At 35.2% G+C, this 23,129-nt stretch carries 18 protein-coding genes and 1 tRNA gene; 15 read left to right on the forward strand and 4 right to left on the reverse strand.

Annotated elements, in window-relative coordinates:
- Positions 1-2 precede the first annotated feature (2 nt).
- The 5 genes from gatA to msrB all read left to right on the forward strand — a co-directional run bounded on the left by gatA (position 3) and on the right by msrB (position 6,036).
- Positions 3-1,466, forward strand: a complete 1,464-nt coding sequence (gene gatA, locus AC1RPQ_RS04185) for an Asp-tRNA(Asn)/Glu-tRNA(Gln) amidotransferase subunit GatA (protein WP_481761572.1) — start codon at positions 3-5, stop codon at positions 1,464-1,466.
- Positions 1,466-2,896 carry an Asp-tRNA(Asn)/Glu-tRNA(Gln) amidotransferase subunit GatB gene (gene gatB / locus AC1RPQ_RS04190; protein WP_481761571.1) on the forward strand — a complete coding sequence of 477 codons (1,431 nt, stop codon included), beginning with the start codon at positions 1,466-1,468 and terminating at the stop codon, positions 2,894-2,896. Before gatA ends, gatB begins: the two co-directional genes overlap by 1 nt.
- A gap of 34 nt (positions 2,897-2,930) precedes the next feature.
- Entirely contained in the window at positions 2,931-3,971 is a 1,041-nt protein-coding gene (locus AC1RPQ_RS04195) for a diacylglycerol kinase (protein WP_481761570.1), read from the forward strand.
- Positions 3,972-4,103: 132 nt separating this feature from the next.
- On the forward strand, positions 4,104-5,468 hold the full coding sequence (rlmD, locus tag AC1RPQ_RS04200; RefSeq protein ID WP_481761569.1) for a 23S rRNA (uracil(1939)-C(5))-methyltransferase RlmD: 1,365 nt from the start codon (positions 4,104-4,106) through the stop codon (positions 5,466-5,468).
- Positions 5,469-5,598: 130 nt separating this feature from the next.
- Positions 5,599-6,036, forward strand: coding sequence for a peptide-methionine (R)-S-oxide reductase MsrB (gene msrB / locus AC1RPQ_RS04205; RefSeq protein WP_481761568.1), 438 nt, complete (start codon positions 5,599-5,601; stop codon positions 6,034-6,036).
- A gap of 72 nt (positions 6,037-6,108) precedes the next feature.
- On the opposite strand, the gene AC1RPQ_RS04210 is transcribed toward msrB, so the two are convergent.
- Together AC1RPQ_RS04210 and AC1RPQ_RS04215 are read right to left on the reverse strand one after the other, a co-directional pair.
- A complete protein-coding gene (locus AC1RPQ_RS04210) occupies positions 6,109-7,428 on the reverse strand; it encodes an APC family permease (protein ID WP_481761567.1) in 1,320 nt (439 codons plus the stop codon).
- A gap of 104 nt (positions 7,429-7,532) precedes the next feature.
- Positions 7,533-7,928, reverse strand: a complete 396-nt coding sequence (locus AC1RPQ_RS04215) for a DUF4828 domain-containing protein (RefSeq protein WP_481761566.1) — start codon at positions 7,926-7,928, stop codon at positions 7,533-7,535.
- Between the two features lie 183 nt (positions 7,929-8,111).
- On the opposite strand from AC1RPQ_RS04215, the gene AC1RPQ_RS04220 reads away from it, so the two are divergent.
- The 8 genes from AC1RPQ_RS04220 to AC1RPQ_RS04255 all read left to right on the forward strand — a co-directional run bounded on the left by AC1RPQ_RS04220 (position 8,112) and on the right by AC1RPQ_RS04255 (position 18,297).
- Positions 8,112-9,113 (forward strand): Gfo/Idh/MocA family protein, encoded by a 1,002-nt coding sequence (locus tag AC1RPQ_RS04220; protein WP_481761565.1) that lies wholly within the window; start codon positions 8,112-8,114, stop codon positions 9,111-9,113.
- 103 nt (positions 9,114-9,216) lie between these two features.
- Positions 9,217-10,497: a DEAD/DEAH box helicase gene (locus tag AC1RPQ_RS04225; protein WP_481761564.1), complete on the forward strand. Its 1,281-nt coding sequence runs from the start codon at positions 9,217-9,219 to the stop codon at positions 10,495-10,497.
- A 130-nt stretch (positions 10,498-10,627) separates the two neighbouring features.
- Positions 10,628-11,785: a GNAT family N-acetyltransferase gene (locus tag AC1RPQ_RS04230; RefSeq protein ID WP_481761563.1), complete on the forward strand. Its 1,158-nt coding sequence runs from the start codon at positions 10,628-10,630 to the stop codon at positions 11,783-11,785.
- A gap of 14 nt (positions 11,786-11,799) precedes the next feature.
- Positions 11,800-13,239, forward strand: a complete 1,440-nt coding sequence (locus tag AC1RPQ_RS04235; protein WP_481761562.1) for a glycoside hydrolase family 1 protein — start codon at positions 11,800-11,802, stop codon at positions 13,237-13,239.
- A 152-nt stretch (positions 13,240-13,391) separates the two neighbouring features.
- Positions 13,392-14,237, forward strand: a complete 846-nt coding sequence (locus tag AC1RPQ_RS04240; RefSeq protein WP_481761561.1) for a PRD domain-containing protein — start codon at positions 13,392-13,394, stop codon at positions 14,235-14,237.
- Positions 14,238-14,371: 134 nt separating this feature from the next.
- Positions 14,372-16,339: a beta-glucoside-specific PTS transporter subunit IIABC gene (locus AC1RPQ_RS04245; protein WP_481761560.1), complete on the forward strand. Its 1,968-nt coding sequence runs from the start codon at positions 14,372-14,374 to the stop codon at positions 16,337-16,339.
- 1 nt (position 16,340) lies between these two features.
- Positions 16,341-17,771: a 6-phospho-beta-glucosidase gene (locus AC1RPQ_RS04250; protein WP_481761559.1), complete on the forward strand. Its 1,431-nt coding sequence runs from the start codon at positions 16,341-16,343 to the stop codon at positions 17,769-17,771.
- 241 nt (positions 17,772-18,012) lie between these two features.
- A complete protein-coding gene (locus AC1RPQ_RS04255; protein WP_481761558.1) occupies positions 18,013-18,297 on the forward strand; it encodes a hypothetical protein in 285 nt (94 codons plus the stop codon).
- A 101-nt stretch (positions 18,298-18,398) separates the two neighbouring features.
- Here the strand turns inward: AC1RPQ_RS04255 and AC1RPQ_RS04260 are convergent.
- Positions 18,399-18,472, reverse strand: a tRNA-Arg gene (locus AC1RPQ_RS04260).
- A gap of 229 nt (positions 18,473-18,701) precedes the next feature.
- Between AC1RPQ_RS04260 and AC1RPQ_RS04265 the strand changes: the two genes are divergently transcribed.
- Positions 18,702-20,441: a DUF6541 family protein gene (locus AC1RPQ_RS04265; protein ID WP_481761557.1), complete on the forward strand. Its 1,740-nt coding sequence runs from the start codon at positions 18,702-18,704 to the stop codon at positions 20,439-20,441.
- Between the two features lie 144 nt (positions 20,442-20,585).
- Here AC1RPQ_RS04265 and AC1RPQ_RS04270 read toward each other — a convergent pair whose 3' ends face one another.
- The gene (locus tag AC1RPQ_RS04270) at positions 20,586-21,821 is read right to left on the reverse strand and encodes an aminopeptidase (protein WP_481761556.1); all 1,236 of its coding nucleotides are present in this window, start codon (positions 21,819-21,821) and stop codon (positions 20,586-20,588) included.
- A gap of 152 nt (positions 21,822-21,973) precedes the next feature.
- Here AC1RPQ_RS04270 and wecB point away from each other — a divergent pair, with 152 nt between their 5' ends.
- On the forward strand, positions 21,974-23,116 hold the full coding sequence (wecB, locus tag AC1RPQ_RS04275) for a non-hydrolyzing UDP-N-acetylglucosamine 2-epimerase (RefSeq protein ID WP_481762184.1): 1,143 nt from the start codon (positions 21,974-21,976) through the stop codon (positions 23,114-23,116).
- Positions 23,117-23,129 lie beyond the last annotated feature (13 nt).

Here is a 23,129-nt window from a genome sequence, read left to right on the forward strand (position 1 = left end):
GCATGGATTATTTCAAACAAGATTTATCAAGTTTACATGACGCATTAGTTAATAAAGAAATGAGTTCTGAAGAATTAACGAAGGCAACCTTTGCTGAAATTAAAGCACGTGATTCAAAGATTTCTGCTTTCCTCGCAATGAACGAAGAAATGGCACTTAGCCAAGCTAAGGCTGTTGATGCTGCTGGTATCGATGCAAATAATGTCTTAGCCGGGATACCAATGGCTGTTAAAGATAATATTGTGACAAAGGATTTAACAACAACTGCTGCAAGCAAAATGTTAGAAAATTTCAATCCAATATATGATGCAACAGTGATTGAAAAAATGCGCCAAGCACAAATGGTGACAATTGGTAAAACAAACATGGATGAATTTGCTATGGGTGGTTCTACTGAAACGTCAGCTTTTAAAACAACAAAAAACCCTTGGAATACAACGAAGGTTCCCGGTGGCTCATCAGGTGGTTCAGCTGCTGCAGTTGCTTCAGGTGAAGTTATTGCTGCTTTAGGCTCAGATACTGGTGGTTCTATCCGTCAACCTGCTTCATTTAATGGTGTCGTAGGAACAAAACCAACTTATGGTCGTGTATCACGTTATGGTTTAATTGCATTTGCATCAAGTTTGGACCAAATTGGACCATTCACACGTGGCGTTAAAGATAACGCTGCTGTTTTAAATGCAATCAGTGGTAACGATGTTCATGATTCAACGAGTTCAGCGCAAGCTGTTCCTGATTTTACTGCTGGATTAACTGGCGATATTAAAGGAATGAAGATTGCTTTACCTAAAGAGTATTTAGGTGAGGGTGTTGATGCTGGTGTTAAAGAAGCCATTCAAAAAGCAGTTAAGACGTTTGAAGAACTTGGCGCAACAGTTGACGAAGTTAGTTTACCAAACAGTAAATATGGTGTGCCCGTTTACTATATTCTAGCTTCTTCTGAGGCATCATCTAATTTACAACGTTTTGATGGTATTCGTTATGGATTCCGTGCACAAGACGTTAAGAGTTTGGAAGATGTTTATGTACGTTCTCGTTCAGAAGGTTTTGGGGATGAAGTTAAACGTCGGATTATGTTAGGAACATTCTCATTATCTGCTGGAACTTATGACGCTTTCTTCAAGAAAGCAGCTCAAGTTCGGACTTTAATCTGCAATGATTTCCGTAATGTATTCAATGATTATGATTTGATTATTGGGCCTACTGCACCTAATACAGCATTTAATATTGGTGATAAAATTGAAGACCCAATTACAATGTATATGAATGATATTTTAACGATTCCAGTTAACTTGGCTGGACTACCCGGCATGTCAGTTCCTGCTGGATTCTCAAATGGCTTACCAGTTGGATTACAATTAATTGCGAAATCATTCGATGAAGCAACAATGTATCGTGCTGGTTACGCATTTGAACAAGCAACTGATTTCCATAAAGAAGTCCCTACGTTAGGAGGCCAAAACTAATGAATTTTGAAACAACAATTGGACTTGAAGTTCATATTGAAATGAAAACTAACTCTAAGGCATTCTCACCTTCAAAAGTTGATTTTGGGGCAGAACCTAATACGAATACCAACGTTATTGACTGGGGTTATCCAGGTGTTTTACCAACTGCCAATAAAGGGGCAATTGAATACGGAATGCGTGCTGCCTTAGCTTTAAATTGTGAAATCACAAAGGATAACCATTTTGACCGAAAAAATTACTTTTATCCTGATAATCCAAAAGCTTACCAGATCACACAATCAGAAGAACCTATTGGTCGTAACGGCTTCTTAGAAATTGAAGTTAATGGCGAAACGAAAAAAATCGGAATTGAAGAAATGCACGTTGAAGAAGATGCGGGTAAAAATACGCATAATCCTAACGGCTATTCTTATGTCGATTTAAACCGTCAAGGAACACCTTTGATTGAAATTGTTTCACGTCCTGATATCAAAACACCTGAAGAAGCTTACACATATCTTGAAAAATTACGTCAAGTTATTCAATTTACCGGTGTTTCTGATGTGAAGATGGAAGAAGGATCAATGCGAATTGATGTTAATATTTCAATTAACCCAATTGGCCAACCCGGTTATGGGACAAAAACTGAAATGAAAAATTTAAATTCATTTGAAAATGTGCGTAAAGGACTTGAATTTGAAGAAAAACGTCAAATAAATGTCTTGATGTCTGGTGGTATTGTTCAACAAGAAACACGCCGTTTTGATGCACCAACTGGTACAACTATTTTGATGCGTGTCAAAGAAGGGGCTAGCGATTATCGTTATTTCCCAGAACCAGATATTCCACCAATTCATATTAGTGATGACTGGATTCAAGAAGTTAGAGAATCAATTCCCGAAATGCCTGACAAACGACGGACACGCTATGCAAGTGAATTAGGCTTGCCTGAATATGATGCTGAAGTCTTAACACAAACAAAAGAAATGTCAGATTTCTTTGAAGACACAATTAAGTTAGATGCAGATCCTAAGTTAGCTGCTAACTGGTTAATGGGTGAAGTTAATGCGTTCATGAATACAAATAAATTAAACTTACAAGATACTAAATTAACACCAGCAAATCTTGCTGGAATGATTAATTTAATTACTGATGAAACAATTTCAAGTAAGATTGCTAAAAAAGTTTTCCAAGAAATTATTAAAAATGGTAGCGAACCTAAAGCTTGGGTTGAGTCTAAGGGACTTGTTCAATTATCTGACCCAGCTAAGTTACAACCCATTATTGATGGTATTTTAGATAACAATGAACAATCAATTGAAGATTTCAAAAATGGTAAAGATCGTGCTGTTGGATTCTTAATCGGACAAATCATGAAACAAACACAGGGACAAGCAAATCCTAATGTGGTCAATCAATTATTGATGGCCTCATTGAAGCAAAGATAATCTTATTAAAATAAGATTCATGTGGAGGAACGGAATGAGAAAAAGAGCCAGAATTATCTATAACCCAACATCCGGTCGTGAGGCTTTAAAAAGTGATCTCGTGAGTATTCTAGACATCATTGAAAATGCCGGGTATGAAACTAGTGCTTATGCGACGACAGCGAAGAAACATTCAGCTCGAGATGAAGCAACGAGAGCTGCTAAATCAGGGTTTGATTTAGTAATTGCTGCTGGTGGCGACGGAACCATTAATGAAGTTGCTAATGGAATTGCTGGTCTTAAGCACCGACCTAAGATAGGTGTTATTCCAGCTGGAACGACAAATGATTATGCGAGAGCTTTGAAAATACCTAGGGATGATTCAGTTGCTGCTGCAAAAGTAATTGCAAAAGGTAACACAGTTAAAATGGATGTTGGACAAGCTGGAGAAAAATATTTCATTAATATCGCTGGTGGTGGATTATTAACGGAATTAACTTATGATGTTCCTTCACAATTTAAATCACTTTTTGGTTATCTGGCTTATTTAGCTAAAGGTGCTGAAATGTTACCTAGAATGAAACCAATTGAAATGAACCTTGAGTATGATGGGGGAATTTTTAAAGGGAAAGCATCAATGTTTTTATTAGCATTGACGAACTCTGTAGGTGGCTTTGAACAAATCGTACCAAACGCTTCACTTGATGACGGTAAGTTTACCTTGCTTATTGTTAAAGCGACTAATATCGCCGAAATGTTGCATTTAATGGCACTTGTGTTAAATGGTGGGAAGCATATTAATGATAAACGTGTGATTTATGTTAAAACGTCTAAATTAATTGCTAAACCAGTCGATAATAAAATGATGATTAATATTGATGGTGAATATGGTGGTGATGCACCAATGACTTTCAAAAATTTAAAGCAACATATCGAAATTTTTGCGAATACAGATGCATTGCCAGAAACGTCAATTACGTCAGGTCGTACGGCTGCCGAAATTACAGCTGAAGAACATTTTGTAAAAGAAGTCCAAGAAATGCATAGTGAAGATGTTGACGGTAATGGTACAATTAGTAAAGTAAGAGATAACTAAGAAATTAAGTAGGATTGAGGTGCTTGGTAAAGGCCTCAATCCTGTTTTATTTCTAGAGTTGGCAACTATTGACTTTTAGGGGTTAAACATGGTTGAATAAAGTAAATACGCAGGAACATCGAAAGGACAACAATGAAAAAACTACCTCCAGTAATAAAGAACCAAGAATTTGATACAGAAATTATCGATTTAACTTATCAAGGTATGGGTGTCGCTAAAGTTGATGGCTACCCATTATTTATTGAAAATGCATTACCAGGCGAAAAAGTTAGTATTCGTGTAATGAAAGTTAGCAAGAACTTTGGTTTCGCTAAAGTTTTAGCTTTTCGTAATGAGAGCCCAGATCGTGTTGAAACAAAAGGTTCAGCATATACACAAACTGGAATTGCACCTTTACAACATTTAGCATACCCAGCACAATTAAAATTCAAACAAGCACAAGTTCAAGAGTTATTGAAAAAAGCGCATTTGGATATTGAAGTATCTGATGCTGTTGGAATGGAAAATCCTTTCCATTACCGTAATAAAGCACAAGTGCCTGTTCGCGAAATTGCTGGTGAATTAAAAACAGGATTCTTCAAGAAAAACAGTCATGATTTTGTTGCAATTGAAGATTTTTTAATTCAAGATGAAGAAATTGATAAAGCAATCGTAGCTGTACGTGATGTCTTACAACGTTTCCATGTGGAAGCATATGACGAACGTGCACATAAAGGGATTATCCGTCACATTATGGTTCGCCGTGGTCATTACTCAAAACAAATGATGATTGTCTTAGTAACACGCTCTAAGAAATTACCAATGTTTACTGAAATTACTGCTGCAATCCGTGAATCATTACCTGAGGTTACAACTATTGTTCAAAATACAAATTCTGAAAAGACAAATGTTATTTTAGGCCGCGAAAACAAAGTTTTATTTGGCCCTGGTTATATTGAAGATCAATTAAATGGATTAACATTTAGAATTTCACCACATTCTTTCTACCAAATTAATCCTGTCCAAACAGAAAAATTATATGCTGCAGCATTTGAACGTGCTGGTTTAACTGGTAATGAAACAGTTATTGATGCTTATAGTGGTATTGGAACAATTTCATTATCAATGGCAAAACATGCTCGTCAAATCTATGGTGTAGAATTAGTTTCTGCAGCGGTTAAAGATGCGAAAGAAAATGCTAAGATTAATGGTATTGATAATGTTCGTTTTGAAACTGGGATGGCAGAAAACTGGATGGAAAACTGGAGTCATGCTAACTTAAGACCTGACGTTTTAGTTGTCGATCCTCCTCGTAAGGGGCTAGAACCAGCATTTATTGAAAGTACACTTAAAATGCAACCTAAAAAAGTTGTTTACATTAGTTGTAACCCTTCAACATTAGTTCGTGATTTACAGAGCTTCTTAGATGATGGTTACAAAGTTACAAAACCAATTTTACCAGTGGATCAATTCCCACAAACAACACATATTGAAACAGTTACAATTTTAGAAAAATAACCAATTTAATATAATAGATGAGGAAGACCAAAGGTATTTTACTTTTGGCCTTTTTTTTGCAAACAGATAAATTGTATTCAGTGTGAAAAAGAGTATTCTAATGATATCTTAAAACATTAGGAGGTCCATTATGTCAAAAGAAACTGAAAAAGAATTACGTGAACGTTTAACTAATGAAGAGTTTGAAGTTACACAACATGCTGCAACGGAAGCGCCATTTACCGGTAAATATGATGACTTCTATCAAAAAGGAATTTACGTTGATGTTGTTAGTGGGGAAGCACTTTTTAGTTCAGCAGAAAAATATGACGCTGGCTGCGGTTGGCCATCATTTTCAAAACCAATCCCAGGTTCTAAGATTGCTGAGTTGGTTGATAATAGTCTTTTTGGTTATCAACGAACGGAAGTTAGAAGTAAGGAAGCAAATTCACATTTAGGTCATGTATTTACTGATGGACCTAAAGACCAAGGCGGATTACGTTATTGTATTAACTCTGCCTCATTGAAGTTTATTCCTGAAGCAGAAATGGAAGCTGCTGGATATAGTAACTATTTAAATAATTTATAAAAAATAAAAACATTCGACTTAAGGGATATGAGCCTATCTGGCTCTAAAAGTTGAATGTTTTTATTTGTATAATTATCCTTGGCTTTTTTGATGAATAAAGTAAACAGGAATGCCAAGTCCCGTTATTAATAGACCAACAAGTGCTAACGTCGTTTGTGTTAATAGTGTCGCAACGAGTATAAAAATACCCCCAATAATCGCGATGATTGGAATGATTGGATATAAAGGAACTTTATAGGGTCTATTTAATTCAGGTTCACGTTTTCGTAATATAAAGATAGCAACGAAAACTAGTACATTAAAAATCCAAATAACAAAAATAAGCATATCTGTTAATAAATCAAAACTACCTAAGAACATCATTATTATTGCGATACTTATTTGTAAAAAGCCCGCAATATATGGAACTCTCGTATGAGGAGATAAGCGTTTTAGCCAATTACTAAAGGGGAGTTGGTTTTCTAAGGCCATCGCATATGGAACGCGCATACCGGTTAACGTATAGCCGTTAGTGGCACCGTAGACTGAAATTAAGATACCAACGGTCACAAACTTACCACCAAATTGTCCAAATAGTTGTCTTGAGGCATCAGAAGCTGCATTTAAATTGCCAGCTAATCCTGAAATAGGAAGAGCCTTAAGAAAAACAAAATTAATTAATGTATAGATAATTGTGATGAAAAATAATCCTGAAATAATGGCTTTCGGTAAATCACGTTCTGGATGGTGCATCTCTCCGGCAATATTTCCAACCCCAATCCAGCCATCATAAGCAAACATGGTCGCAAGAAGGCCGCCACTTAAAGCAGTAAAGAAAGACTGGTGCGCGCCGGATGTTAACGGAATTAAACTAAACGTCACTTGTCCAGGAGTGAAAATCCCCCATATCACAATGACAATAATAGGTAATAATTTTAAAACTAATGAAATTGATTGAAAGGTACCACCAACTTTGGCGCCTAAAAAGTTAATCAATGTGATACTGATTCCACTAATTAAAGCAAATGGGATAATTAAATGTGAATCAAGATGGAAAAGATTAATTAATTGTGTGCCAAAAATAATTGAAAGAGCTGCAATGTTTGCTGGATAATAAATGATTATTTGTGCCCAGCCAAGTAAAAATGCTGGGAAACGGCCATAAGTATATTCGATATATTTAATGGCGCCACCAGTTTCTGGGATGGCGGCTGCAAGTTCTGCAGCGGTTAATCCAGCACAGATAGTTAAAAAGCCACCAAGTAACCAAACAAATAAAGTTAAGTTAGCAGATTGGGTTTGTTGTGTAACGCTTGAAACTTTAAAAAAAACGCCTCCGCCGATAACTGTTCCCATTACAGTTGAAAGGGCAGCGAAAAAGCCAATATCTCGTTTTAGGTGATCATTGTTCATGGAAAAAGGTCCTCGTTTCTATATTAAAATGCGTATTTAACTATTTTAGACTATTTAAACGTGTAATGAAACAAAAAATGAAGATGATAATCAACAAAATTCTGTTAATCTACATCTTCATTTTTATCATCTTGTGATTCTACAATTGGGGCTAATTTAATGGGATAGGTCCGGTTATCTGCTTCGTCAAACAAACTCACTGGTCCTTGATCGTTTGCATCAATTCTTAGATGAAAACCATATTCATCTAAGAAACTAAGTTCACGCTCATCTATATGTTCAATCTTACCATCGAGTGCACGTTCGTCAATTCGAATTGTGAGGTCTGATGAAATATCCAAATTATGGTGTCGATGACTTAATTCATCGTAGAATAGCCAATGTCCAGCATAAAAAATAGGTAAAGAAACCTTAGTTTTAGGTGCGGTTATAGACTTAATATCTTTCGTTAATCCAATAAAAAATGATGCACCTAGTAGTGCAAAACTACGTTTCTTCACAGCTATCCCTCCTAATTAGAACTCTTCTACTTAAATATAGCACTTTTAGCTAACAAGCGGAAAGAATTGCCCAAAATATATATAAATTTAATCTATCGTCACAAAATTGAAATAAAGCAATCGTTATGAAAACGGTTCAATTGTTGTTATAATGAATTTAATAATAAAATGGAGGTATTGGGTATGATTAAATTAGGTATTATTGGTACAAATTGGATTACAGGTCAATTCGTTGAAGCAGCGCATGAATCTAATGAATTTCAATTGACTAGTGTCTATTCAAGAACCGAATTAAAAGCCAAAGATTTTGGTGAAAAATATGGTGCAACAAATTTTTACGATAATATGACAGAATTTTTAAATTCAGATAAATTTGAGGTAATCTATATTGCTTCTCCGAATAGTTTACATTTTGAACAAATTAAATTAGCGATTGAAGCTGGTAAAAAAGTTATTGCCGAAAAACCAGTGGTCTCAAATCCAACAGAAATGGCCGCTATTCAGACGGTTCTTAGGGAACATCCTGGAAGTCAATTATTTGAAGCAGCTCGACAAATTCATCAAGATAATTTCAAAATTATTGAACAAAAAGTAACTGAACTAGAGACCATCCAAGGCGCAACTTTAACTTATATGAAGTATTCGTCACGTTATGATGCTATTTTAGCAGGTGAAGAACCTAATATCTTCTCACCAAAATTTTCTGGTGGTGCATTACAAGACTTAGGTGTTTACGTTGTTTATAATGCTATTTCTTGGTTTGGTACACCACTTGAAGTTCAGTACTATCCAACAATGTTACCAACAGGTGTTGATGGTAAAGGTGTCGCAATTCTAACTTATGAAGATTTTAGAGTGACCTTAAATATTGGTAAGACAGCAAATTCATATTTAACTAGTGAAATCTATGGCCTAAAAGACACAATTGTGATGGATAATGCAGCTGAATTAAATGAGGTTCTTTATCGAGATGGCTCTGATAAAGAAGAACTACTTAGTCAAAAACCAGCTAAAAATCCGATGTTAGCTGAAGCGATTGATTTTGCTAGAGTCATCAATAACCCCAATGACGTAACGAACAAAGCTGATTATATAAAATGGCAAAAACTTAGTGTGACAGTTAATCAAGTATTGTTTGATTTAAGGAAAAGTGCCGGAATTGAATTTCCAGCTGATCATAAATAAGAATTATTGAGATAAGTTTCTGTGAATCAATGGAAGCTTATTTTTTATATGCTATACTTAATTATTAAAACTAATCCTATGAAGTTAAAAGAAAGAGACTAAAATGAATCCAAAATTTGATGCATATTTTAAAGAACAAGGTTTTGAAACACAATCACCCATCCAAGAAGCCGTTTATGAACCTCTAAAATCAGGTGAAAATATCCTTGGATTAGCACCAACCGGTTCTGGTAAAACATTAGCGTTCAGCTTACCTTTACTCGAAAGATTAATACCTAAAGATGGCATTCAACTATTGATTATTGCACCTTCACAAGAATTAGCTATGCAATTAGCAGGTGTCATTCGTCCTTGGGCTAAAGAACTTGATTTAAAAGTTCAAGCTATTATTGGTGGTGCTAATATGAAACGCCAAATTGAAAATTTAAAGAAAAAACCTGAGATTATTGTCGGAACACCAGGTCGCTTATTGAATTTAGCTGAAGATAAAAAAATTAAATTACATAAAGTTAAATCAGTTGTCATTGATGAAGCGGATGATTTATTAACGGATGAAACACTAACAACTTGTCGTGATTTAATCAGCCAGGCACCTGCAGGCATTCAATTAAGTTTCTTTTCTGCGACGGAAACGGCAATATTAGATGATTTGAAAAAATGGTTTGGTGCTAATGTGACAACTTATGATGTTCGTGAAGTTGATCAAACACAAGGTATCGTTCACCATTATTCAATTGAAACACCAACGCGTAAACGTCAATCAACGTTGCGTCGTTTAGCAAATGTTGAAGATTTTTATGCACTAGTTTTCTTTAACCAACTATCATCGTTACAAGATATGGCTCAAAAATTAAAATATGATCATGTACCAGTCGCTGTCTTAGATAGCGAGCAACGCCAAGTTAATCGTGCTAATGCTTTATCACAACTTCATAAGCATGAAATTAAATTATTACTAACGACGGATGTTGCCGCTCGAGGTTTGGACATTCCAATGTTACCCGCAGTCGTAAATTATGATATGCCTAAAGATACGACGTCATATATTCATCGTGTCGGCCGGACAGGCCGGATGGGTGCTGAAGGGATGGTTATTAATCTTGGAAATGAACATGATCTACGTACCTTAAAACAAGATTTAAAAAATACACCATTTGAAATTGAAAAAGGTTACTTATATGATGGTGCGATTGTAACAGAAAGACCAGAACGTGTGGCTGAACCAAAAGCTAAGAAACTTAAACCAGTTGAAGTGAAAGCCAAAACAGTTGATGGTCAAAAGCAATCTGATGAACCAGTAAAGAAACCACATCGTAAAGTTCGTTTGAGAAATCAAAAAAATAAAGGTAAAAGACGCAAACCAAAAGCAGAACATTTTGATTAATGAGAAGGATCATCCAATAATAATTGGATGATTTTTTTATTGACTAATTTTGTAAGCGATTGCACGAATAGGGTAACCGTGCTATATTTAAAGAGGTTAATTCGTACAGAAGAAGGAGTTGAGTAGATCCATGACAAATATGAAGTTAGATGAAACTCATTTTGGAAGTTACTTTGATTTATCAATTTATGCCTTTAATAAAAAAGTATCAGCACAGAGAAAGAGCTTTTTTCGCAAACTTTATGAGCATTCATCAGATTGGGGCTCAGTTGAATCTGGGAAAGTTGTCAGCGGTGTGATTAATACACCATTTACGACTCATTTTCACGGGACTCAATTTAAAATGGGTGGTATTGGCTATGTTGCAAGTTATCCAGAATTTGCTGGTCAGGGTAGTATTGGACAATTAATGAATTTAGCTCTGGATGAGATGTATGATAATGGAACGACATTATCGTATTTAGCGCCATTTTCGTATCCGTTCTATCGTAAATTCGGTTACGAAGCAACATTTGATCAAACGATATATCGGATGAATACGAAGGATTTACCACGATTAAAAGTTAAGGCCATAGGTCACGTTGAACGTCACCGTTATTTGGATGTAAAAGAGGAATTAAATAAATTATACCAACAGAATCAGCTCTCTCAACAAGGTGGTATTGAACGGCCAGATTGGTGGTTAACTTATTCGGCGGAGAAACACCCTAACTGGGAAGTAGCGGTCTATTATAATGAAAAAAATGAGTCAGAAGGCTATCTTGTTTATCAAAGAGAAACTGATGAATTTAAAATCGTTGAATGGATATATCAAACAAGTGAGAGTTGGCTCCAATTACAAAATTTTGTGCTTAAGCATCAATCAGCATACGAATGGTTTAGTTATGAGAGTCCAATTGGACAGCCATTTCCAGATGTACTGGCAAATCCTCAAGTTGAAGTGACAACGCAACCTTACATGATGGCAAGAATTGTAAATGTTGAAGACTTTCTCAGCAGATACCCTTACCAGCAAGATTTTCCACAAATTGTGATTCAAGTTCAAGATTCGACTATTCAGGCTAATGAAGGCTATTGGCAAATTAGCCGAATAGACGGACAAACAAAAGTTGAAAAGACTGAAAATTCAGCAACTACGTTTACAACGGATATTCAAAATTTAACACGAAGTATGATGGGGTATCGAACATTTAAACAATTAAAACAATATGGATTTGTATCAGGCGACGTGACGTTATTCGATGGCGCATTAATTAAAGAACAACCGATATTAAGTGATTATTTTTAAGGAGAGAATAGATAATGGAATATGAAAAAATGAGTCAATTTCCAACTGATTTTTTATGGGGGGCTTCCTCAGCTGCTTACCAAATTGAAGGTGCGTATCAAGAAGATGGTAAAGGATTATCAGTTTGGGATAAATTTGTAAGAATTCCTGGGAAAACATTTAAGGGTACAAATGGTGATGTAGCCGTCGATCATTATCACCGTTTTAAAGAAGATGTCGCCTTAATGAAGGAGCAAGGATTGAAAGCTTACCGTTTTTCAATTGCTTGGACACGTATTTATCCAGAAGGAAAAGGTAAAGTTAATCAAAAGGGGATAGATTTTTATAATCGATTAATCGATGAGTTAATTGCGAATAATATTGAACCTGTTGTGACACTTTATCATTGGGATTTACCACAAGCATTACAAGATGAATATGCTGGTTGGGAATCTCGTGAAATTATTACTGATTTTACGGATTATGCGAAAACTTGTTTTGATGCATTCAGTGATCGTGTTAAATATTGGGTATCATTAAATGAACAAAACGTATTTATTTCTCATGGCTATCAAATGGAGAGTCATCCGCCTGCAGTAAATGATGAAAAAAGAATGTATGCTGCAAATCACATTGCTAATTTAGCAAATGCTTCAGCAATTAAGGCATTTCATGAAGGTCATTATCAAGGTGAAATTGGGCCTAGCTTTGCCTATAGCCCGGGTTATGCAGTTAATGGAGATCCTAAAAACCAAGTTGCGGCTACTAACTATGAAGATTATGCTGCTCATTTTTGGATGGATATTTATGTTTATGGACGTTATCCAAAAATGATTTATAAATGGTTAACTGAACGTGGAACTGCACCTACTGTTACAGAAGCAGATCAAGCTCTTTTAATTGCTGGAAAACCAGATTTTATGGGTTTAAATTATTATCAAACCCAAACAATTGCGGCTAATCCGTTAGTTGGTGGTGTTGGACTTGCTGCTGAAAATAATACAGGTAAAAAGGGGACTAGCTCCGAAAGTGGCGTTCCAGGCATGTTTAAGACTACTAATAATGAATTTTTAAAACAAACTGATTGGGATTGGAATATTGATCCTGAAGGGCTAAGAATTGCTCTGAGAAGAATTGATAGTCGTTACGACTTACCTGTTCTTATTACTGAAAACGGTCTTGGTGCTTATGATAAATTAGAAGAAGGCAATACAATTCATGATGATTACCGAATTTACTTTATCAATGAACATATTAAAGCCATTCAAGAAGCCATTTCAGACGGTGTAAAAGTCATTGGGTATACAACTTGGAGTTTCACTGATTTATTGAGCTGGTCAAATGGCTATCAAAAGCGCTATGGCTTTGTTTATATTGATCGTGATGAAGAAAGTGCGAAAGAATTAAAACGATATAAGAAAGATTCATTCTATTGGTATCAAAAGGTCATTAAAGAAAATGGTAGTAAGTTATAAAGTAATTTAAATAGCTATTGATAACGCTTACAATAAATGATACAATAAATATGAAATGAGTGTTACTGATTCGATCAGGCATGACCTATTGATGTAGATATGAAAATATCTGTATTTGTAGGTCATTTTTTATGGGAAGGGGTCGGTTTGATGTGAAGTTCGTAAAAAATTTTAATAATAATGCAGCTTTAGTTGAATCATCCGACAATGTTGAGTGGGTGGTCATTGGTAACGGTATTGGATTCGGTTATCATGCTGGAGATAATATCGATAAGGACCAGATTGACCGACGGTTTAAAGCTGAAGAAGATTCAGATACAATGAAATTAATTTCAGGATTTGATGCAGAAACTTTGGAAGTTACGACAACTTTTGTTGGAGTAGTAGAGCCATTAATTGATGTGACATTTGATGATGTTCAATTTTTGATTTTAGTGGACCATTTTCAATATTCATTACAAAAAAATCGTGAAGAAATGTTTTTAAATGACCGATCTGTTCATTGGGAAATGAAAAAATTATTTCCAAGTGAATTCCAAGCTGCAAAGGTTGGTATTAAAGAAATCGAATCAAAATTTGACATTACGGTTCAAAATAATGAATTGATTTTATTAACCTATCATTTGATTAACGTCAAAGAAGGCGGACATGCTGTTCAAGAATCGATGAAGCTGACAGAACTCATTTCGGGAATTGTTAATATTATTCAATTAGATACTGGTATTATTCTCGACGAAAAATCATTTAATTATAGTCGATTTGTCTCACATTTACGCTATTTATTCATTAGGCATTTTCATAATACTGAGATTGATCGTGCAGAACTTGACCCTGAGTTGCTCGCCATGATGATTAGTCGGTATCCACAAGTGTACGAAACAGTGGAAAAAATCGTGCAGTATATTCGAGAACGGGCCGATTGGGATTTACAAGCAGACGAACAAGTTTATCTAGTTTTACATATCTGGCGAGTAACCCATCGGCAAACAGAAAATTAAATAAATTGATAATTAGGTGTGTTATTGCCATTTATAAGCAAGCATAAACCCAGTTATCCATGCAAACTCGTATTTTTTGAGTTGAAATGGATAACTGGGTTTTAATTTATAAAAAATATAAAGGAGTGATTGTGATGAGTTACGAAAAATTAGCTAAAGATATTTTAAAAAATGTAGGTGGCGAAGCTAACGTTAATAGCGTAGTCCATTGTACAACCCGACTAAGATTTAAATTAAAAGATGAATCTAAGGCCAATACCGATATGTTGAAAAATATGGACGGCGTAGTGACCGTTGTTAAAAGTGGCGGCCAGTACCAAGTGGTTGTTGGAAATCAAGTTCCGGAAGTTTATGATGCATTAGTTAAAGGTAGCGGACTTGATGGTGATGGCATTGTGCCAGATAATGATGGCGAAAAAATGAAACCGCTTGATGCCTTTATTGATATGATTTCAGGTATCTTTGCACCAGCTCTAGGTGTTTTAGCTGCAACAGGGATGATCAAAGGAATAGTTTCATTACTAGTCGCATTTAGCTGGGTGGCACCGACATCTGGAACGTATATTATTTTAAATGCATTAGGAGATTCTTTCTTTTATTTCTTCCCGATTATCTTAGCTTACAGTGCTAGTAAAAAATTCCACGTTAATCCATTGTTGGCAATGGTTATTGGTGCATCCTTAGTTTACCCAACTATTGTGGCACAATTGCCAGCAACACTAGCCGCTTCAGGTGGAAAAGTGCTGTACACTTTATTTGCAGGAACAATTTTTGAATCACCAATCTATATGACATTCTTGGGGATTCCAGTAATCATGATGAGTTACGCATCATCAGTTGTACCTATTATTGTATCAATTTGGTTTGCATCAAAAGTGGAACCATTCTTCAAAAAAGTGATACCAGAAGTTGTACGAACATTCTTAGTGCCAATGTTAACAGCACTTGTTGTTGTGCCTATTACATTTATCTTTATAGGTCCCATAACAACTTGGGCTAGTGATATTGTGGCAACCGGATTTACAGCTGTATACACATTTAGTCCAATTGCCGCTGGCGCAGTTCTTGGTGGCTTATGGCAAGTACTTGTTATCTTCGGGTTACATTGGGGACTTGTTCCACTTGCCTTACTTAACATTTCAACAACAGGCTCAGATCCAATTTTAGCACTTATGCTAGGGACAACGTTCGCTCAAATTGGGTCAGTATTGGCAATTACAATTAAAACAAAAAATAAAAAACTAAAAGGTCTTGGCTATTCTTCATTTATTTCAGGAATCTTTGGTGTTACGGAACCCGCTATTTACGGAATTACGTTACCTCGTAAAAAACCATTTATTATTACATGTATTTCAGCCGCTATTGGTGGCATGGTTCTTGGTGTATTTGGGACAAAAGGATACATGGTTGGTGGATTAGGCATTTTCTCTATTCCAAGTTACTTGAATCCTAAGACAGGAATTGATATGTCATTCTACGCTGTGCTGATAGCAATCGTTGTTTCATTCGTATTGGCATATGTCTTAACACTTATGTTCGGTTTAACAAAGGAAGATCAAGAAGTACCCGTTGCTGTTGCTGAAACAAAAGTAACAACGTCAGTAGTACCTGTAGAAGTAGAAATGAGTGGAGAAATCCTTGGTAGCCCACTTAAAGGCGAAGTATTACCTTTATCAGAGGTTAAAGACCCTGTCTTTAGTTCTGGTATTATGGGTGACGGTATCGCAATTCTACCTGAAGTTGGTCAATTATACGCACCTGCTGATGGTAAAATAACATTAGTTTTTCCAACAGGACACGCAGTTGGTATGGTGACAGACGATGGCGCCGAAATTTTAATGCATATCGGAATGGATACAGTTGAATTAGAAGGTAAGTATTTTGAAATTCAAACAGAAATTGATACCGTCGTAAAAAAAGGCGATTTATTACTTAAATTCGATATTGAAGGTATTAAACAGGCAGGATATGAAATTATTACGCCAATTATCGTGACGAACACACCAAAATATAAAAAAATTAAACCACTTGCTAAAGACCAGTCAGAAATAATTGTTGGTACTGATTTATTAGATTTAGAAATTAATTCAGGAGGTCAATAAGATGACAAAATCAAATTTTCCAGATAACTTTTTATGGGGTGGCGCAACGGCCGCTAATCAATTTGAAGGGGCCTATGATGTTGATGGTAAGGGCCTGTCATTAGTAGATATATTACCAGACGCACACCATGGTCGCTGGGATTATTTATTTAATGTAAAAGAAGCGATGCAGATGAAAGAAGATTTTTATCCTAGTCATGAATCTGTTGATTTTTATCATCATTATGAAGAAGATTTACGATTAATGGCAGAAATGGGTTTCAAAACCTTCAGAATGTCAATTAGTTGGCCACGGATATTTCCACAAGGTGATGAAAAAGAACCAAACGAAAAAGGGCTAGAATTCTATGATAAAGTTATCGATCTTTGTAACGAATTAGGGATGGAACCGTTAGTAACAATTAACCATTTCGATACGCCGTTAGGGATGTTGAAAAAAATGAATGGTTGGGCTGACCGTCGAATGATTGATAATTACTTAAACTTTTCACGCGTCTTATTTATGCGTTATAAGGATAAGGTTAAGTATTGGTTAACATTTAACGAAATTAATATGATTTTACACATTCCGTTATTGGGCGGTGGATTAGATTTGGAAGGGATTGATAATCCTGACCAAATCAAATATCAAGCGGCACATCATCAATTAGTTGCCTCTGCGCTTGCGACAAAATTAGCACACGAAATTAATCCTGATTTTAAGATAGGGTGTATGTTAGCGGCTGGGGTTACCTATCCCAATACACCTAATCCAAAAGATGTATTTGAAGCAATGACAAAGGATCGGGAAGGATACTTCTTTATTGATGTTCAGTCACGTGGCTACTACCCAAGTTATTCGGCAAGATTATTTAAAGATATGGGTATAGAAATTAAAATGGCAGATACCGACGAAAAAGATTTATTAGAAAATACAGTTGATTTCATTTCATTTAGCTATTATTCATCAAGATTAGCAAGCGCTGATCCTGAGATGACTGATAAAACAGCAGCAAATGTCTTTGATAGCTTAAAAAATCCTTACTTAAAGACAAGCGAATGGGGCTGGCAAACAGATGGCCTTGGTTTGAGAACAACGATGAATCAAATTTATGATCGTTATCAGAAACCATTATTTGTTGTTGAAAATGGATTAGGTGCAAAAGATGTTGTGGAAGAAGGCAATAAAATTCATGATGATTATCGCATTTCTTATCTAAGTGAAAATATTGAAGCAATGGGTGAGGCGATTGCAGACGGGGTTTCTTGTCTAGGTTACACATCATGGGGCTGTATCGATTTAATTAGCGCAGGCTCAGGCGAAATGGCGAAACGCTATGGTTACATTTACGTAGATCGAGATAACGAAGGTAACGGGACGCTAAATCGATTGAAAAAAGATTCGTTCTATTGGTATCAAAATGTTATTAAAACAAATGGTGTCGAATTATAAACTGGAAAAATTGAAGATATAAAATTTCGATGCGATTTAAAATACTGTTTAAGCAATGATTGTTTGCTTAAACAGTATTTTTTTATTTGCGAAAGTCTTATTGCTTAGTGGAAAAATAATATTAGGTGTACAATTATCGAAATCTTAAAGATAGTTTAGAAAAGATTGGATAAAATGATGTGTTTTAGACCTTAAAAAAATTGTTAAACAAATATATATAACGTGGAAGAAGGTCTTTCCGATGAGAAAAAGGTTTAAACCTGTAAATAATGAAATGAAATGGGTAGGAATTGTTAGTATCGTGTTGTGTTTAATTGAACCATGGTTAATAGTTGTGAATTTAACGATTGGCATGTGGTTAGTGGGGACGGGTATGATTGGCATTGGAACTTATATTGAAAGACTACCCTTTTTTCAGAAAAATATTGGTTATCGTCTATGTGGTATGTTGTTATTTATATTAATTGCATTCATTAATACAATTTATATAATAGTAATTCTTCTACTGCTACAATTTCAAGGATAAAATAAATAGCACTTACAAGTTAAATATATAAAAAATAGGTTACAAAAGCTCGGCAGTATACCGAAGTCTTGTAACCTATAAGGCGGAAAATTTATTTAAGATGTCCCTGATCAGAGTCGAACTGATGACCTACCGCTTAGGAGGCGGTTGCTCTATCCAGCTGAGCTACAGAGACAAAAAGGCTGATTACTTCATTGTAAATGGCAAAAATAAATAAGTCAATTATTACTATTGTAGATTTTTAAATTCATAGTCATAATTTTCATTTACAACATGGCTAAGGTGTCAGTAGTTTCATAGATATTGATCTTTTAGTTCTAGCAATATTATATTTCTTGAGTGACAGCACAATTTTCTATTGTTATAATTAAACCATTAAATAATTTTATTTGGGAGTAAATAGCTTGATAAATAAGTTTGAATCTTTAAAAAAATATGGAACGGTATTTTGCGTTATTTTTATATTAAGTTTTTTTCTGACAGTTCCGCAGATACTTAATAATAGTTTAGTAGTTGGTGCTGATTCTCTATTCCATTTTAACCGTATCTATGATGATTATATGCAGCTTAAAACAGGTAACTTTAATTATTTTCAATCTAATTACGGTTTTCAACAAAGTGGTCGAATTGTTAATGCCTTATATGGACCAGGGTTTACTTACCTTTTAGGTGGATTACTAGGTATCGTGCATAGTTGGATTAAATTTGAAATTGTCACGTCATTCATAATTTTCTTTATTAGTGGATTTTCAATGTATTTTCTATCTAGAGAATTGAAAGCGACTAAAAAAAATTCAGTCTTAGCTGCTAGTCTTTTTATGGGTAGTTTCTATATCACTCGATGGTCAATCTATCAGAATTTTATGATATGGGGCGTTATGTTGATGCCTTTGATTGTCATTCTTGGGCTTAAAATGATTAAAAATAATGCTAAGGATTTAAAAGTACTACCTTTAGCATTAGCAGTTTCAGTGCTAATCCAAATTCACGTCTTAAGCGCCTTAATGTCAATTGGCGTTTTAGTTGTATTCTTTTTCATTGGCTTTATTCAAACTAACCAGAAATTACAACTTTTATTAAAATGTTTTCTAGCCAGTTTACTGGCGTTAGTTCTGACCTTTAATGTTTGGGGAGCTATGTTGGATGTTTTCTCAAATAATAAAATATATTCACCATTTGCCAATTCAAACATGTCTGGTTCAACCATGAACCTTTCAACTGGTAACTATAGTGGTACACAGTTTGGATTGGTTATGAGTATCATTTTTGTGTTACAAATTGTTTGGTTGTTTTCAAAAAGAAAAGAATTATCTCTAGCTAATAAGATTGTTACTATAATAGGAGCTATTTTTCTTGCTCTAACTACAAATTTATTTCCGTGGACTAGGATATCTATATTAATTCCACAGTTACAAAGTTTTTTACAGTTTCCTTATCGATTTGATAGTTTTACTACGATTCTATTAGTAGCGGGGTTCAGTGCTACAATTTCTACGTTACCTTCGCCGAATGCAAAGAAAAATTGTTCATTGTTTTTAATTGTCGGAAGTATTTTTATTTTAGGGCAATCGTATAGTGATATTCAGACTAAAAATGAAATTTGGAATTCAAATGAGTCAATTATAGCTAAAGGACATGTTACAACCCCAGATTCTTTAAGTACTGTCCAAATAAGAAATGCTTTTACTAATCGTGATTTAAAAAAAGGGTTAGAGGTAGCACAAAAATCAACTCCAGATTATTTACCTAATAATCAAGAATTAAGCAAGGATCCTTACAATGAATATAAAAATGAAATTATAATGAATAAGTCAAATATTATAAAAAGAGTGACAGATAAGGGTGATTTATCGCTTAGATGGACTGCAACAAAAATAGGAGAAACAATGTCCTTACCTATTATTGTTTATAACAATTCAAAAGTTACACTAAATGGAACTAAGCTTAATATAAAAAAGATTACCTTATCAAATATAGGTAGTCCAACGATTAAAGCAACAAAAAAAGGTATCAATAGAGTAACGCTTAGTTATCATTCAAAAATCATTACTAAACCTCGACTAATGATGGTTATTGCAGCGTGGGTGATTAGTAGCTTAGCTTTTATTACCTTTACTTATAGGGATTATAAAAATGACATTTAATATAAACAAACATATGATTTTAATATACTATATTAAGATATACTTTCTGAATTTGGGTTACAAAAACCTAATCAATAAAATAAGTAGTAGTGAAAAAGGTATAAACTAACAGAAATGCTAGTTTATACCTTTTTATGTGATCATTTATGCCCAATCCCCATTACGGAAAACGGGTACTGTACTGCCATCCTCACGAAGCCCATCAATTGACATGTCAGATGAGCCGACCATGAAGTCAACGTGCGTTTGGCTTAAATTTAAACCAGCAGCGGCTAATTCAGTATCGTTCATTTTAGTACCATCCTTAATAGAGAAGGGATAAGCGGAGCCAAGCGCTAAATGGTCACTGGCATTTTCATCGAATAATGTATTAAAGAACGTTATTCCTGATTGTGAAATTGGAGAAGGGTCTGGAACTAAAGCAACTTCACCCAATGATTTTGCGCCATCATCAGTCTCTAGTAAGTGCTGTAAAACTTCTTCACCTTGTTCAGCAGTTGCTTTAACAACCTTACCTGCTTCAAAAGTAAATTTCATACCACTCAAAGTAGTTCCTGCGTAGCTTAATGGTTTTGTTGAAGAAATGTAACCATCAATACGTCTAGAATCAGGTGCGGTGAAAACTTCTTCGGTAGGCATGTTAGCCATGAATTCATGACCTTGTGCATCAAATGAACCGGCGCCTTCCCACAAATGATTTTTAGGGAGACCGATGACGATATCTGTCCCTGGGGCAACATAATGTAAAGCAGAAAATTGTTCTTTATTTAATTCTTCAGCTTTTGTGCGCAATGTTAAATCATGTTGATGCCATGCTTCAATTGGATCTTCATGATCAATACGTGTTGTTTTAAAAATTTCTTCCCAAAGTCGTGAAACAGCAAGTTCGCCTTTTAATTCAGGAAAAACGAGTTCAGCCCAAGCAGTATCTGCGGCAGCGACTACAGTCCAACTAACGTCATTATTTTGAGTTGCTTTACGTAATGGACGTAGAGCTTGACCCATAGCTTTTTGGCGTGAGGCAATCTTTTCAGAAGGGATACCAGCAAAGGCATCAGGATCATCTGACATGACTGAGATGCGAGATGCTTTTTTAGCAACCCAATCTTCAACTTCTGAGGTTGCATAACCAGGAACGTCGACTAAACGGTCTAGTGGAGCAAATTCAAGGAATGATTTCGAGACATGACTATCTGCCCATTTAACGATAACTTCACTTGCGCCAGCAGCATAAGCTTCATTGACGATTAAATGAGCTAATTTTTGTTGGGTTACGGAAATTTGTAGGACGATTGTTTGGCCTTTTGAGACGTTAACACCGACTTTGACGATTAATTCAGCATATTTTTTAAGTTGATCTTCAAAATTTATTTTTGACATAGAAAGACCTCCAAATTTATTTATGAAATAATGATAACATATTAATGAGAAAATGATTAATAATTAGGCTATTAAATTTTTGTTAACAAAATCAGAATTTTGTCTTTTCTTTGGTATAATAGTAACTAATATAATCATTGAGGAGGCCAATTATGAAAAAAGTAAAAGTGATGACTGTTTTTGGGACGCGTCCAGAAGCAATAAAAATGGCACCTGTTGTCTTAGAGTTAAAAGAACGTACGACGGAGTTTGAAACAGTAACTGTCGTAACAGCACAACATCGCCAAATGTTGGACCAAGTCTTAGAGATATTTAAAATAACGCCAGATTATGATTTGAATGTGATGCACGCTAACCAGACATTAAGTGATACAACTCGAAATGTTTTACAAAAATTAGATGATGTTATTAAAGTAGAGCAGCCTGATATTATTTTAGTTCATGGTGATACAACAACAACATTCGCCGCTAGTATTTCAGCTTTTTATAATCAAGTGGCAATTGGACACGTTGAAGCGGGATTACGGACTTGGGATAAGTATTCACCGTTTCCAGAAGAAATGAACCGTCAACTAACAGATGTACTGGCAGATATGTACTTTGCCCCAACTTCGCAAAGCAAAACTAATCTGTTATTAGAAAATCATCCAAAAGAAAATATTTTTGTAACAGGTAACACAGCCATCGATGCTTTAAAACAAACAGTTCAAAAAGAGTATGACCATGATGTTCTATCAGAAGTAAATCCTGCGAATAAAATGATTTTACTCACGATGCATCGTCGTGAAAACCAAGGTGCACCTATGCGTCGTGTTTTCGAAGTGATTAAATCTGTCGTTAAAGATCAGCCAGATGTTGAAGTCGTTTATCCGGTTCATTTAAATCCAGTTGTTAAAGATTTAGCCGAAGAAGTCTTAGGTGGAGAACAGCGCGTTCATCTAATTGAACCGCTTGATGTGGTTGATTTTCATAATATCGCTGCAAAAAGTTACTTTATTATGACGGATTCAGGTGGTGTTCAAGAAGAGGCGCCATCATTAGGAAAACCAGTTCTTGTTTTACGTGATAACACAGAACGTCCGGAAGGCGTGAAGGCGGGTACATTGAAGTTAGTTGGAACTGACCCTGTGAAAGTCAAAGAAACCATGCTATCATTAATAACTAATAAGACAGAGTACGAACGAATGGCAAATGCTAAAAATCCTTATGGAGATGGGCAAGCAGCTAAACGAATATTAGATGCCGTTGCTTATCGATTTGGAGATAGTCAGCAAGAACCTGAACGTTTCGAATAAATGGAGGATTTCT

Source organism: Dellaglioa sp. CoH-57-MRSF-21 (genome assembly GCF_056781915.1).

Coding starts and splice junctions, on each gene's coding strand:
- gatA (WP_481761572.1), top strand. CDS start 3: ATGGATTATTTCAAACAAGATTTATCAAGTTTACATGACGCATTAGTT.
- gatB (WP_481761571.1), top strand. CDS start 1,466: ATGAATTTTGAAACAACAATTGGACTTGAAGTTCATATTGAAATGAAA.
- AC1RPQ_RS04195 (WP_481761570.1), top strand. CDS start 2,931: ATGAGAAAAAGAGCCAGAATTATCTATAACCCAACATCCGGTCGTGAG.
- rlmD (WP_481761569.1), top strand. CDS start 4,104: ATGAAAAAACTACCTCCAGTAATAAAGAACCAAGAATTTGATACAGAA.
- msrB (WP_481761568.1), top strand. CDS start 5,599: ATGTCAAAAGAAACTGAAAAAGAATTACGTGAACGTTTAACTAATGAA.
- AC1RPQ_RS04210 (WP_481761567.1), bottom strand. CDS start 7,428: ATGAACAATGATCACCTAAAACGAGATATTGGCTTTTTCGCTGCCCTT.
- AC1RPQ_RS04220 (WP_481761565.1), top strand. CDS start 8,112: ATGATTAAATTAGGTATTATTGGTACAAATTGGATTACAGGTCAATTC.
- AC1RPQ_RS04225 (WP_481761564.1), top strand. CDS start 9,217: ATGAATCCAAAATTTGATGCATATTTTAAAGAACAAGGTTTTGAAACA.
- AC1RPQ_RS04230 (WP_481761563.1), top strand. CDS start 10,628: ATGACAAATATGAAGTTAGATGAAACTCATTTTGGAAGTTACTTTGAT.
- AC1RPQ_RS04235 (WP_481761562.1), top strand. CDS start 11,800: ATGGAATATGAAAAAATGAGTCAATTTCCAACTGATTTTTTATGGGGG.
- AC1RPQ_RS04245 (WP_481761560.1), top strand. CDS start 14,372: ATGAGTTACGAAAAATTAGCTAAAGATATTTTAAAAAATGTAGGTGGC.
- AC1RPQ_RS04250 (WP_481761559.1), top strand. CDS start 16,341: ATGACAAAATCAAATTTTCCAGATAACTTTTTATGGGGTGGCGCAACG.
- AC1RPQ_RS04255 (WP_481761558.1), top strand. CDS start 18,013: ATGAGAAAAAGGTTTAAACCTGTAAATAATGAAATGAAATGGGTAGGA.
- AC1RPQ_RS04270 (WP_481761556.1), bottom strand. CDS start 21,821: ATGTCAAAAATAAATTTTGAAGATCAACTTAAAAAATATGCTGAATTA.
- wecB (WP_481762184.1), top strand. CDS start 21,974: ATGAAAAAAGTAAAAGTGATGACTGTTTTTGGGACGCGTCCAGAAGCA.